12 protein-coding genes and 5 pseudogenes are annotated in these 13,697 nt (G+C 38.8%); 15 read left to right on the forward strand and 2 right to left on the reverse strand.

Annotated features, from left to right (window positions below; translation table 11 throughout):
• Nucleotides 1-650 precede the first annotated feature (650 nt).
• From P3T48_RS13155 to P3T48_RS13180, 6 genes and pseudogenes are all read left to right on the forward strand, one after another.
• Nucleotides 651-905 (forward strand): annotated as a pseudogene (locus P3T48_RS13155) (helix-turn-helix domain-containing protein); the annotation flags it as partial.
• Nucleotides 906-1,361: 456 nt separating this feature from the next.
• Nucleotides 1,362-1,844, forward strand: a complete 483-nt coding sequence (locus tag P3T48_RS13160; RefSeq protein WP_276506983.1) for an energy transducer TonB — start codon at nt 1,362-1,364, stop codon at nt 1,842-1,844.
• Between the two features lie 749 nt (nt 1,845-2,593).
• Nucleotides 2,594-3,487, forward strand: a complete 894-nt coding sequence (locus P3T48_RS13165) for a carboxypeptidase-like regulatory domain-containing protein (RefSeq protein WP_276506984.1) — start codon at nt 2,594-2,596, stop codon at nt 3,485-3,487.
• A 3-nt stretch (nt 3,488-3,490) separates the two neighbouring features.
• Entirely contained in the window at nt 3,491-4,105 is a 615-nt protein-coding gene (locus tag P3T48_RS13170; protein WP_276506985.1) for a radical SAM protein, read from the forward strand.
• A gap of 178 nt (nt 4,106-4,283) precedes the next feature.
• Nucleotides 4,284-4,958, forward strand: coding sequence for a hypothetical protein (locus P3T48_RS13175; RefSeq protein WP_276506986.1), 675 nt, complete (start codon nt 4,284-4,286; stop codon nt 4,956-4,958).
• Nucleotides 4,959-5,142: 184 nt separating this feature from the next.
• Complete coding sequence (locus P3T48_RS13180) at nt 5,143-5,703, forward strand: hypothetical protein (RefSeq protein WP_237472415.1); 561 nt, start codon at nt 5,143-5,145, stop codon at nt 5,701-5,703.
• Between the two features lie 25 nt (nt 5,704-5,728).
• On the opposite strand, the pseudogene P3T48_RS13185 reads toward P3T48_RS13180, so the two are convergent.
• A pseudogene (locus tag P3T48_RS13185) lies at nt 5,729-6,022 on the reverse strand (hypothetical protein); the annotation flags it as partial.
• 11 nt (nt 6,023-6,033) lie between these two features.
• Between P3T48_RS13185 and P3T48_RS13190 the strand changes: the two are divergent.
• The 5 genes and pseudogenes from P3T48_RS13190 to P3T48_RS13210 form a co-directional block, all read left to right on the forward strand.
• Nucleotides 6,034-6,198: pseudogene (locus P3T48_RS13190) on the forward strand (tyrosine-type recombinase/integrase); the annotation flags it as partial.
• Nucleotides 6,199-6,202: 4 nt separating this feature from the next.
• Nucleotides 6,203-6,346: pseudogene (locus P3T48_RS13195) on the forward strand (helix-turn-helix domain-containing protein); the annotation flags it as partial.
• Between the two features lie 147 nt (nt 6,347-6,493).
• A complete protein-coding gene (locus tag P3T48_RS13200) occupies nt 6,494-7,069 on the forward strand; it encodes a hypothetical protein (protein ID WP_276506987.1) in 576 nt (191 codons plus the stop codon).
• Between the two features lie 158 nt (nt 7,070-7,227).
• A complete protein-coding gene (locus tag P3T48_RS13205) occupies nt 7,228-7,740 on the forward strand; it encodes a hypothetical protein (protein WP_276506988.1) in 513 nt (170 codons plus the stop codon).
• A 7-nt stretch (nt 7,741-7,747) separates the two neighbouring features.
• Nucleotides 7,748-7,984 (forward strand): hypothetical protein, encoded by a 237-nt coding sequence (locus tag P3T48_RS13210; RefSeq protein WP_276506989.1) that lies wholly within the window; start codon nt 7,748-7,750, stop codon nt 7,982-7,984.
• A gap of 149 nt (nt 7,985-8,133) precedes the next feature.
• Here the strand turns inward: P3T48_RS13210 and P3T48_RS13215 are convergent, their stop codons facing one another.
• Nucleotides 8,134-9,282, reverse strand: coding sequence for a hypothetical protein (locus tag P3T48_RS13215; protein WP_276506990.1), 1,149 nt, complete (start codon nt 9,280-9,282; stop codon nt 8,134-8,136).
• Nucleotides 9,283-9,692: 410 nt separating this feature from the next.
• On the opposite strand from P3T48_RS13215, the gene P3T48_RS13220 reads away from it, so the two are divergent.
• The 4 genes and pseudogenes from P3T48_RS13220 (at nt 9,693) to P3T48_RS13235 (ending at nt 13,615) form a co-directional block, all read left to right on the forward strand.
• Nucleotides 9,693-10,274: a type IV toxin-antitoxin system AbiEi family antitoxin domain-containing protein gene (locus tag P3T48_RS13220; protein WP_276506991.1), complete on the forward strand. Its 582-nt coding sequence runs from the start codon at nt 9,693-9,695 to the stop codon at nt 10,272-10,274.
• Nucleotide 10,275: 1 nt separating this feature from the next.
• Entirely contained in the window at nt 10,276-11,142 is an 867-nt protein-coding gene (locus P3T48_RS13225) for a nucleotidyl transferase AbiEii/AbiGii toxin family protein (protein ID WP_276506992.1), read from the forward strand.
• A gap of 121 nt (nt 11,143-11,263) precedes the next feature.
• A pseudogene (locus tag P3T48_RS13230) lies at nt 11,264-11,407 on the forward strand (ORF6N domain-containing protein); the annotation flags it as partial.
• Between the two features lie 117 nt (nt 11,408-11,524).
• The gene (locus P3T48_RS13235) at nt 11,525-13,615 is read left to right on the forward strand and encodes an outer membrane beta-barrel protein (protein WP_443217198.1); all 2,091 of its coding nucleotides are present in this window, start codon (nt 11,525-11,527) and stop codon (nt 13,613-13,615) included.
• The last annotated feature ends 82 nt before the right edge of the window (nt 13,616-13,697 follow it).

Below are 13,697 nucleotides of genomic sequence, written 5' to 3' on the forward strand. Positions count from 1 at the left end.
ATGCAAATTTTCAAAGAACTATTTCGTATATTAAAGTGTTAAAAATCAGTAACTTAGCTGCACCAAAATAACACCATTTTTTATACCGGATTTTTGATTCGAATTTTGAACACCCTACCTTACAGGGCGCCTTGCTGAGTGCCTTTATACCCAGGGCGTTGCCCTGGGCTAAGAGCTTCTGCCCTTTCAGGGCGTGCTGCTTATTAGAGCTCCTGACACTTCAGGGCATGCTGCTTATCAGAGCTTTGACACTTCAGGGCGTGTGGGGCAAACATGCGGAAGTTCTATAATATATAAAGGTACGCGCGCGCAAAGATACGAAATGCAGACAAGGAAGATGTCGAAGAGTGTCGCAGAGTGTCGTTTATCACATGACCTAACGAAGCGCTTCGTTACACCTTAATGAAGCGCTTCGTTACACTCTAAAGAAGCGCTTCGTCAGCAGCTAAGAAAGCGCTTCGTTAAATCGCCATGAAGTGCTTCTTGAAATTGATTAGCTGTTTACCCACTTTTGTCTCGTTTTTGTCCCTCGCTGTATTATCTTTGTATCGCAAGTTAAATACTTGATAATCAGTGACAAAAGGATATATATCAGAAAAGAAAGGAAATAAAATGGGACGAAAGAAGAAGGAAATCCGTTTGAAGGAGCCTGTGCGCAATTGGAGCGTGATAATATCTTCTTCCGATTGCAGTCAGGAAGGAAGCGGTATATAGAGAAAGGTGGAAAACTCGGACGCAAGGTAGGCTCTGTAAAAACGGAAGAACAGATGAAAGCCGAATATAGGGAAGTAATAAGTCTGCTCCGCAAGGGATATTCAATTCGGGATGTGGCAAAGTTGAGTGGTAAAGGAGTAAGTACGGTGCAACGAGTGAAGCGATTACTAAAAGTACAATCATCGCAATAATACTATTGATTTTACGTTCTTTTCAAAAAAAAAGGTTGTGTGATAGTAGTTTAAAGGCTAAAAGCACTACCTTTGAATGCTGTTAAATATGGTAATGTTCAAAGTCACAATTTGTGATATTGGAAAAATGAATATAAATATGACAAATAAAATAGAAAAAAAGGAGAGCAGCGAACTGTGTATATCACATAGGTGCATCCATTAAGGACTTAGGCAAAAAGTGTTTTGGTTTCTCCAAGATGGCAACAAATAGTTCAAAGAGCGAATCGCCCCACTTTGGGGCTATATTTAGGCTACAGGAGGCATTTTCACGTTGCATAAACAACTCGTTCGCCAACTGGTTGCCAGAGTTAGTTAACGCCGAGGATTGCATAAAGGCTTTCCAAGGCATATGTTTAATTCAAATTTAATCCACTTTTTAAAGTGGAGTCATAGATAAAATCATATAGAATAAAGATGAAAGAATTAGTGGGTATTATATTATTGACAGTTTTGGTAGTATTTGGTTCATGCAACTCCAATACTAATGTGTCTCTTGTGGGAACATCTCCGCAACTATTTGATGTATGCCAAGTAAGCACAAGTAATCCTGACTATAGAAATAAAGAGTTGTTTATAAACGAATTGAAAAGAAAATGTAAATATCCTATTGAGTTTCAAAAAAATAATTTGGAGGCATACGTTGCTATTGAGTACAAGACAGACCAACGAGGATATATTGTAAAAAAAAGAGTGGTTATTTGCGACAATAAAAAATTCAAAAAGATAACAATGGAAATATTCAATCAAGTTAAAACTCTCAAAATAGCCACAACAGAGAAAATAGATACAATCTACTTCCAATACAAGATACAAGGTTCACCAACTTTAATCCATTCAAAAGTAGATGTCAAGATTATCGGCTATGGCTACAATAATAAATCAATTTTAATGAAATAACTCGATTTATCATAATTCACTACTGTCCAATAAAAAAGGCAATTCAAATACACGTTCTTCTTCAAGTGGGAATGGTTTTGGTTCTTTTGGAAGTGGAAGCAATAGTAGTAGTCAGGATTTTAATAGATGATTGTTTATGAAGAAACTGTTAATAATTTACTTGATTATATCATTTCTAATGGTTTTTGTTTATGCTATCTTTGTGGTAAATGCGTATGTTAGTATAAAATACGAGGTAGAAACTATAGATAATGATGCTATCATAAATATGGTTTACCAGATATTCGATACTGGTGTTACTATAAATTTTATTTGGTTTGCCATAAATACGATAATATTTTTGGGCTTGTATATAAAGCTTCGTCGTAAGTGAAAAATAATATGATTATGCAAAAGATTGCATAATGTTAAGTATTGAACTTGGAACAGAAATCCTAAAGGAAGGAACAAATTAAAATTATCTGGAGTCGAAAGGATTACAGATATGATAATTGAAAAGAAACAAGAAGAAGTCAAAAACAACACCGCACCGATGGCACCGATGCCTTCGACACGCTCTATATCGGCTGCGAGAAGTTTCCACAGCATGATTTATACCCAATTTGCGTGGGAGGGGTGAGATAATGCAATAAAACGAGGGAATTGCCGTTTTTATGGTGTAACTTTGTGAGGTTAAATTTAGTAATATTATGGATAGGGGTAGAAAAATTTGCGACGTACTGAAAGCTGTCAGAAAAAAGATTGCTGACATGAATGGCATTGCATACGAGCCAAGAGTTTGCCACTTCAAAGGACATTGCAGTGGAACATGTCCAGCATGCGAGACTGAAAGAAAATATATAGAGTCGGAATTGTCTTTACGCAAACGCATGGGAGAGGCTGTTTGTGTTACAGGTGTTGCCATTGGCATTTTGGCGCCCCCATACAATGTATATGCCCAAACTTCGTCACCGTCTGTACCTATTGGTAATGAAGTAATCGCAGCAGACTCTCTGCCAGCAAGAGCACAAGTTACAATCAATGGATGTGTGAAAGAAGCTGACGGAACTCCTATTGTTGGTGTAATTATTGTTGCAGGAAACAAACGACCCGGCAGCATTACAGACATTGACGGAAACTTTTCTGTTACCTTTCCAAGGGATTCCACGCTACGATTGGAATATATTGGTTATAAAAACAAGGTCTATTCATTCAGCGAACTGGACTTGAAAGGCTTTAACACGCTTTGCCTAACGGAAGCAGACGATAATATTTTAGGAGAGGTTGTAGTTGCACCACAAAAGCCTAAAACGAAGAAGCGTCGCAAGAAAAAACAGGAAGGAAAAATGGTTGTTGAAAATAAAGATTTTGACACAGGGCCATTCTATCCTGGCGGCAACAGTGCCCTGCTACATTTTGTAGAACAAAATTTATGTGTACCTGAAACTTTACAAGGAGCATATCAGCAGCGCATAAATGTTTCTTTCTATGTGTTGGGGGATGGCAGTCTTGCCGATGTTAAAGTCATAACAATTTGTCCTCAAGAGATGAAAGAGGAAGTGTTACGACTTGTTAAAGCGATGCCTAAATGGAAGCCAGCCTTAAAAGACGGCAAGCCGACATGTGCGAAAATTATGATACCAATAGATATTATGCTAAAGTAACTTATGCCACCATTAGAAGCACCATTGATAGGAATTGACCGTCACCGCTTGGCTACAGACGGTGACGGCATCACTACTCTCGTTGCATTTCATGAATGTCCACTTAGATGTGCATATTGCATAAACGCCCAATGCTTCAAAGAATCTCCAGAATGTAAGCTTACTGTTGATAAACTGATAGAACGCTTGATGCCTGACAATATTTATTTTTTGGCTACGGGTGGAGGAGTTACTTTTGGTGGTGGTGAGCCACTGCTGTACGCTGATTTTATAAGTGAGTTTACTCGAAAAATGCCAGAGGAATGGAAAATCACCATAGAATCTTCATTGAATGTACCGAACAAAAATATCTTTAAAGTTGCTCAATTTGCTGACCTTTTAGTGATTGACATCAAAGATATGGACGAGTTTATTTACAAGCAATACACAGGCAAGGACAACTCTTTTGTATTAGCCAATCTCAAATGGCTTGTAGACAATGGGTATGCAGATAAGACCATTATCAGAATTCCTCTCATAAAAAACTACAACAATAAAAGCAATCAAATCAAAAGTAGGGAGATTCTCGAAAGCATTGGCTTTTCTCGCTTTGACATCTTCCGTTATGTTATAAAATAATCTTGGCTTTTCCCCCATACAAATGCTTCCGTACTTTCGCAGTATGGAAGCATTTTCACACTTTGATTTTTCATTATATAACGAGATTGATTCTTCTAAAAAAAAGACCTCAAACATTTGCTTGTTAAGAAAAAAAGTATTAAATTTGGCGCATTAAAAACCATAAAATTATTCGCTTATGAAGAAACTATTTTTCATCATCTTCCTCATGGCTTTCTCGTTTGCGATAACGGCAAACGCCAAGAAACCCAAAGTCGTATGGTCTAAGGCCGTGCTGACGCTCAAAGACGGCACTGTGCTCAACGGCTATTTGCAGAACGACATCCACTTCATGAAAAAAAACATCTATTTCAGTGAAACACAAAATGGTAAGGATGTAAAATACAAAATCGTAGACATTAAATCCCTTGAGGTGGATAATGCTCTCCAAGACGGCAAGAAACGCACTTTCATCCTTATAGATGACGACCCTAAATTTCCATTTTTGGCAACTGAAGTTTTCAAGGGAAAACATGTCACTGGCTATATGGAACCATTTGCTTTTGACAATTCCACCCACAGCAGGTCGTTTACTGGTATATGGACAAATATTACCGTTTATTTAGACTGTAGGGCATATCACTATATGGTTGATAGCGGCAAGCATGTTTACTATTGGATGTTATTTGAGGATAAAAAAATTAATTCCAAAAGAGAAAAATACTCTCAAAAGAAACTGTTGAAAAAGATAAAGGATAAATTCAAGGACTATCCTGCCGTCGCTGAAGAAGTGGAAAAGAGAGGACTCACTGCTGAGCAAATCCACGAGGACCCTACCATTCTTCTTGAAATCCTTGACAAAAGCCTGAAATAACTCCTTGTCTTTTCCCCCATACAAATGCTTCCGTACTTTCGCAGTATGGAAGTATTATGCAAAAAATTGCATAATGTTAAGTATTGAACTTGGAACAGAAATTCTAAAGCAAGGAACTAAATAAAAATTAGTAATGAGATTTTGCGCGATATTAATACTTTCTGTGATTTCAATTCTAAACAGTTTGGAATTGAAATCACAGACTGTTGTAAACATTTTAAGTAATGGTTATAAGTTAGAGAGAAGTTTATTTCTACACGGGAAAAAAATCGGGGTATATAATAAAAAGGGTAGATTGATTAAATTGTCCACAGATGACAAAACGCGTCAAAAGATATTTTTAAATCAATCTAATAGCCTAACAGATTATGGAATAAAGCTAAAATATCCCGAGGTCATATATAAGGATGCATGTGTTATTGCTGATATTTTATCAAGTTATGACCCAAGCGAAATCTTGTCATTTACAAAGCCAATAGGGGAACAAAAAAAGATTTCTATACAAAATATCAATAAGTATTACACATATCTTGATGCCAGTGTTGACTATGTGTTAAGTATTGAAATTATAGTCAAGGATTGTCTTATTACTCAATATAGTTATACATATAAGCCAAACATGTCTGACGTCATTATTTCATATACATGTGTCTTTACTTATGATAAGAATAATAGGGTCGTAAAATTAAAAAAAGAATATAGAAAACACTATGAAACAATAGAATTCATATATGAAACCAAATAAGACATGTTTCTTGCCAAGTCATATTGTGACTTTCGATGTATCGAACATTGGGGTCGTCAGATGGAAGAACCATCTTCAATGCCCGATATTTCAAGTCTGCTACCTCCCAAGCTTGATGCTCTCGCCATTGGGTTAGGTTGCCCCAAATGGAGATGACAAGAGATAGAGCCAAGCCTCCAATGAAAAGAAGAACATACTTTGAAGTTGGCTCGAAGCGATGGGTGACAATCTTCTTTTGAGGATTCTTACCCATTGTGTGAAGTCAGTCCTGCACATTTTTTGATGTGGCATTCAGCTCTTGTTTCACCTGATTAATGGTACACTGCGCATCACAACTTTGCGACACGCTGCATTGAAAGCAACTGCGACTACAAGACCGTAAGCGTACTGCTCGGTCATGCCAACATCACAACAACCCTTAATCTCTATGTTCACCCAAACATGGAACAGAAGAAAAAGTGCATCACCAAGATGTTCAAGTCTCTTGGAAAATAGGGAAGAACAGATGAAAGCCGAATATAGGGAAGTAATAAGTCTGCTTCGCAAGGGATATTCCATTCGGGATGTGGCAAAGTGGTGTGGTAAAGGGGTAAGTACCGTACAACGAGTTAAGCGATTACTAAAAGTACAATCATCGCAATAATACTATTGATTTTACGTTCTTTTCAAAGAAAGGGGTTGTGTGATAGTTGCTTAAAGGTTAAAAGCACTACCTTTGAATGCAATAATTCAACAAGAGACAAGAATATACAAATTCTTGGAAATCAAATATTAAAAAGAATGGGAAGATATGATGCAAAAAATAAAAGATACAAACCTCTTATTGAAGAGTAGAAAACGATTCCTTCTTATCATTGCTGTGGTTATTCTAACTATTGCATATATGACAAGTACATTTTCGCATACAAAAGTGGAAATTCGTTTATATGGGTATTGGAATATGGTTCTTGACAGTCTTGTTATAAATAGAAATACAAAAATTGAGTTTAGTAGCATAAACTTTAATTTTTCTAATAAGAATGTTGAACTTCCTTTGCTCAGAACACCAGAGATAGATTTTAAAGGTAAAACATTGTTAGATGAAGACATAGATGAAGATTCTCTTAAAAAAGATTGGTATTATTATCAAAAGTCTATAAAAGAATCTAATGGAACATGGGAATTGTACAGTTCAAAAGATTCTGTAAAAATCCAAGCTCTATCACATCCATTAAACGGAAGCTACAAATTAGTATTTTTTAAGACACATACTTTGGGACAGGAACACTATTATATGCGTATGATGAATGATTCTACATATATAGTTTGTGAAAAAATCTTTTCTGGATATGTCAACAATAAATTGTTAAAGGAATGGAATGATTAGGTGAAAATATTTACAGAAGAGTAAGTCTAAAATCATATTTTAGCAGACAAAAATACTCCAATTTCGCTATATTGGTATAAAAAGTAAAATAATTCGTACGATGAAATTGGTTACATATTTCATCGTACGAACATGTTGTTATTAAAAATATAGGACAGATGAAAATAAAGTTTACATTATTATTATTTTTATTATTAGTAACATTTTCTGCAATTGCAAATTATAATTTGCCTAAGGAGAAACTCAAAAAAGTCAAGTTACAATTAAATAATAAAACTTTCGAACTCTGTGTACCTAAAGGATACATGTTGTCAATCAACTATACAACAGAAGAAATCGAATATTTGTTTAAATATCAAGATTCTTCATGTATCTATTTAAGTGGTTTCTTTTATTGTAAAAATGAACGAAATATAAGTCTTTTAGGGGATAGTATATATAATCTTCGTTTTCAAAACTCGAAACTAATTAAAGAAATTAACGAGCTTCTTACAAAGAACAAAATTCCTATAAAACCAGATACTATTAAATTGAAGGGAATTCAAGAAAATCAATTAATGTGGAAGGATATTCTATTGAAAGATATAAGTGTAGGCTATTATAATGTGTCGAAAATAAATGTCGCCTTATTTGATAGGTCAATATCATCATTGAAACAGAAAATGAAATAATTAAAGAATGAAACATCCATATGAAGAATATGAGGCATCCAGGCTTTGGGAATTTGTAAAATCTTCAATAGAAGATTTAGTTGAGAATAATGTTATTGAGCTTTTTACTCCGATAGAGTATATTGTAGGTCATATTTGCAAAAATATATCCTCAACCGATATAAGTTCCAGCTATGGAATCCAAGCTGACTCTATTTCCCAAAACTGCCGTATATTCTTCAAGCTTGATAGAATCAATACCTGAATCATTTTGTCCTGTGCCGCATAAGGCCTCACACCGAAATAATACATTTATACCCAGGGCGATGCCCTGGGCTAAGAGCTTTTGGGCTTTCAGCCCGTTTCAACCGTACAGTTAGAAAACTTTCAATCTGTACAGGTCGAAATAGTTCATCATTTCTCGCGCTGTGCGAATCGGCAAGCCTCGATGAGTTTCTGCTTCAGCTTGCCACGGCCAGCCATCACAGTTTTATTTTGCTTCAACACGCTGTTAGGCCAGCCATCCTCGAAGCAGGTCACACTGAGATACTCCGAGGTCTGGGCATCTTGGTCAACTGCCTTGTCTATCTCCTTCTTAAACTCGTCGTCCAAGTCCTTGATGTTGCCATCATGATCCTTGCCGTCCGCGGTCTTCTTGCCCTTCAGTCCTTCCATGAAGGCACCCATCAGTCCACCCATCACCTCCTTCACGGTCTCCTTTGGTATCACGCTGACCACCTCGCAGGAGATTGTGTAGTTGCCATTCTTCTCTATGCTGGCATTGATATAAGTGTCGTTGGCGTAGCTATCCTTAGTGGCATCCTCGTGCTCGTGATGCTCGCCCACGGCATATTGGCCTCCGTGGTAGGCGAAGAGCAGTTTCAGCTCCTCCAGGTAGCCCTCCACCACCTCGTCGGTGTTAGCCTGGTTGCCTATCTTCATGAAGTCAAGACCTATCGCCTTCTTCATTTCCTGCATGATGGGCATAGCGGCGATGTCCTTCATGCTCGCCTTGAAGAGAGCCTTTGCCTGCTTCTTGATTTGCGAGAGATTGGTAATCTTGGTGATGCGACCGTATTCATCGGTCTCAAAGTTGATGGTGGTGCCTATCACGCTCTTGGCGGTGCGCTCCGCTACCATGGTCATCATCTTGTCCAGGAAGTTGTCGCCCACCGAATCGGCCTTTACGTCCAGGAAGGTGTAGCTCATCTTATAGCCCTTGCTGGTGGAATCGTTTACCACGAGGCGCACCTGGGTGGATACGTCGAGCGTCTTCACCGTGTCCTTGCCGTTCACCTTCCACTCATTCTCATATATCCAGTATTCGCAGGTGTCGCCCTTGCAGAAGTAGGCCACCACATTCACCACCGAGTCTTCGCCAGCTGTGTCCACTTCCAACGTGTCGGAGTTGTTCGATAGCCATTGACTATCAGTGATTTTCTTGTCAATCGATACCGTGTCCTCTACCTTAGGCGACATTTCTCCGCCCTTCACGATGCCGTGGTTGGCGAGCAGTCCGCAAGCTATTATGCAGCTCATCACTATCAACGAGATTTTCTTCATAAGTTCATTTTTATGTTGTTTATTCTTCAAGTTTTTATTTCTCGCTGCAAATTTACGATTTTTTTTTGAAAAAAATTACGCTAAAATCTGCCGAATAGCTTAGAATGAGCGATTTATGAGTTTTTCACCTCAATGGAGGTAATGATTTAGCAACGGTTCTAATTTCTACAATTTGCATACGTTTGATTGTCAAACAACTCTTTGTCATCTTGGTGGCAAAAATACAATTTTAAATTTAGAATACTGCATTGTTGCATGTTTTTTAGAGTTTATTATCATCTCAAATATAATTAGGACTCTGAAAATATGCAAAAATGTGCGGTATTTTATGAAATTATCCGTAGAATCTTACCGTATTCTCGAAATTTATTGTATTTTTGCAGTTGTAATGACATTTAATAAGAGGTGAAATGAGCAATATAGTTTGCAAAGTAGCAGCACTTGGTGGCACTATCTCCACTACTGATATATCTCATCTGTCAGAGTATAAACGACTGTTGAGAGCTAAGGAGCGTGGCGACTTGATAAAGTTGCGTCATGGCATATATGCCGTTCCCGATGCTTTGCTTAATACAATGATTGATGTGGAACGGATTGTACCTAATGGTATTGTATGCCTGTACAATGCGTGGGCTTACCATCAGCTTTCGACAACTGTTCCACCTGCTTTTTGTATAGCCATCGCCAACAAGCGGAAGGTGGTGATACCAGATACGCTTCCGATAGAGCTGTATTATTGGAAGAAGGAGAACTTGAAGTTTGGCATTATGGAAGCAGAAATATCCGGTTTTCATGTTCGCATAACCGACTTGGAGCGAAGTGTTTGTGATGCAGTGAAATACAGAAACAAATTGGGGCTTGATGTTTGTGCGGAAGTGATTCGTTCTTATTTGAGAAAGCCCAATCGCAATCTCACTCGTTTGCAGGATTACGCCCAACGCCTCAGAGTGTTTAATACATTGAAAAATTATCTTGAAATAGCTATAGAATAAGATGGGAAAGAAAAACTACGGTAAGTCTGTTAAGACCCGCTTGCTCAATCTGATGAATGAGACTGGCTATAAATATATGTATCTCTTGGCAAGATATTTCAACGAAAGGTTGCTTTACAGAGTATCTGTTAGTCAATACAAGGACAATTTTTTGCTGAAAGGTGGCTCTTTGCTTTATGCTATGAACGGACTTGAGGCACGTCCTACAGTAGATGTTGATTTCATGGCAGATAGAATTAGCCGTGATAGGGATTTCCTTGCGCATGTGTTCCAGGAATTTTTGGGCATTGTATGCGATGAGGATGGAGTATCGTTTGATGTTGACAGCATCAAGTTAGAACCTATCACCGTCGAAAAGAAATATCCTGGCACCCGATTCTATTTTACTGCCCACATGGATACCATTTCTTATAACATGTCTGTTGACATTGGCTTTGGTGATGTTGTAACTCCATATCCAACAACTATTGACTTCCCATTGCTTTTGCCTGACATTCCATCTGTGAACATACAGGCATATTCCTTGGAGACTGTTGTTGCCGAGAAATTCCATACGATGATAGACCGAGATGTGCTCAACAGTCGCATGAAAGATTTCTTCGACTGTTACCAACTCCTGACAAAGAGAGACTTGTCTGATGACACATTATATGATGCGATTAAGGCGACTTTCGATAATAGAGGGCTTACATACAATCCCGAATTGCAGTTGTTTACAGAAAGTTTTGCGACAGACGCAGCACGTATAGTTCGCTGGAAAGCATTTCTGAAAAAGATTCAATGGAAAGAAACTCTTGATTTCAAGACTGTTATGGAAGTTATAAAGGAAAGGTTGCAGCCTATGGCTGAAAAATATTGGAAAAAGTAGTTTACCCTTTTATCATTCTTTCGTCTTTGAATATAAAGAACACTAAAAATAGCAGATTATGATAGACAGAGACTTGGCTGAACTTTACGGAGTGGAAACTAAGGTGTAAAATCAAGCTGTTAAACGTAATATGGAGAGATTTCCTGAACGTTTCCGTTTTCAACTAACTAAGGAGGAAATGGCAGAACTGGTCACAAATTGTGACCGGTTCAATAGTTTGAAGCACTCAACAGTTCGTTCATATGCTTTCACTGCGAATTGGTAGAACGAATCAACAAAGGGTAATACACTACTATAATACGTATAGCAGAACATTCTCGTTTGTGGATTGTTTTTCGTACTTTTGAATAACATAGAAAAAGATAACTTAAAAAGATAAAATATGACCAACAAGATATTTTTTTTAGGATTATTTTTGCTTTCTGTTGCTAACGTGAAAGCTCAAACTCGGACGCAAACGGATTCGCTCACAATGGAGACAATGTTGCACAATCTTCCAGAAGTGATGGTAAAAGGTACTCGCCCCATTGTCAAGGCAGAGCGGGGTATGCTGTCGTACAATATGCCGCTACTCTTAAAACAATTGCCTGCCGACAACGCTTACGAGGCATTGACACGCATACCTGGTGTCAGCGATGCTACAGGCAGCATATCTTTCTCGGGCAATGAAGTAACGTTGATTATCAACGGACAAGCCACCACATTGACGCAAGAGCAACTTACTGAACGCTTGAAGGCAATGCCAGCCGCACAGTTGTCAAAAGCCGAGGTGATGCTGTCTGCCCCTGCTCGCTATCATGTGCGTGGCATGGCTATCAACATCGTCACGAAAGACTACGCCGGTACCAATCAGCTTTCGGGACAAATCATTGGTGGCATGCGGCAAAACAAATACGCCAATGAGTTTGGTAATTTATATCTTTCCTTGCAAAGAGGCAAGTTTGGACTTGACGCACAATATAAAAATGTAAACGGCAATTCATACGGTGAGTCTTCACGCAAAGCCAATCATCCGCTTGGCAACAATCGTATACACTATAATGATGAAACCGGGCAGAAGTCGTTTGGCATTACACACGACTACCGACTGGGGATGAATTACACCTTTAGCAAGAACAATCGTCTTGACGTAGCCTATACGGGACAATGGGACAAGACAAACTCAAACAGCCGCACGACAGGTTCAAGCATAAGCGGAATGCATCGTGACAGTCATGAATATCTGCACAATGTGGATGTTAACTACGCGCTTCCTTTCGGACTAACCCTTAGCGGTTCGTACACTTACTATCGCACGCCTCAGCAACAAGCCCTCGATGGTACGATAACTACGGAAAACAAAAATGAAACTGAACGCAACCTGACAAGTGGCAGCGAGCAGACCATCAACAAATGGATGTTCACAGCCGACCAAACCCATTCTTTGTCACATGGCTGGGGATTGTCGTATGGCGTGAAAGGGCAATTCACAAGTAACAAGAGTTATCAGACCACAATAGACAAGGATGGGAGCGTTTTGCCCGATGGGACAAGCAGCGTGGACCTCAACGAGCGTATATGGAACATATATGCAGGTTTCAGCAAGCAGATAAACAAGGCTATTAGTCTTGAAGCATCTGTTGCTGCCGAGCAATATCACTCTCCCATATGGGATAAATGGCGCGTATATCCTACGCTCAATGCTTTGTGGAACGTCAACGACAACCATTTGCTCAATCTATCATTCAGTTCCAACTCTGAGTTCCCGAGTTATTGGTCCACTATGAGCAATGTGTTCTACTCGTCCACATACACCGAGATACATGGCAATCCCGATTTGAAACCCTTCTCTTATTATAATGTCAATCTGATGTGGCAGATAAAGCGACGTTATACGCTGATGGCTTTTGCAAGTCTGAAACCTGATTATTCTGTGCAGTTGCCATATCAAACCACAGACCGCATGGCAGTGATAATGAAGGAAACCAACTTCGACTATTCCAATAGCTTTGGATTGCAAGCATCAGCCATATTCAGTGCAGGCAAATGGCTCAATGGCAATGTGTTTGCTGTAGGAACCTACAAGCACGACAAGAGCAGTAATTTCTTCGACTTGCCATTCAATCGCAAGAAACTCTCTGTTATACTTGGAGGCACGGCATCTGTAAAACTATGCAACACTCAAGACTTGCGCCTCATACTCAACCCTTTCTTTCAGTCGAAAGCCATACAAGGAGTCTACGACATAAGTCCTATCTTCAGAATGAATGCCAAACTGCAATGGTCGTCGCATGATGGAAGATGGGGATTGCGCCTTAATGGCAACAACATCTTCAACAACCTATACGACACCCGTTCCGTGCAAGGCAACCAAGACTACCGTATGAAGATCAACTACAACTGGGCATCTGTCACCTTCGCAGTTATCTATAAGTTTGGTGGCTACAAGGAGAAGACGGTCAAGGAGGTAGATACCTCGCGCATGGGACACTGAGAATGGTATAACTTTTAGCATGTAAATATAGAAATAAAAAGTGCATTCCAAGAAGTTCAAGTCTCTTGGAAAATAGGGAAGA

This window comes from Segatella intestinalis (assembly GCF_029348455.1).
Lineage (GTDB): Bacteria > Bacteroidota > Bacteroidia > Bacteroidales > Bacteroidaceae > Prevotella.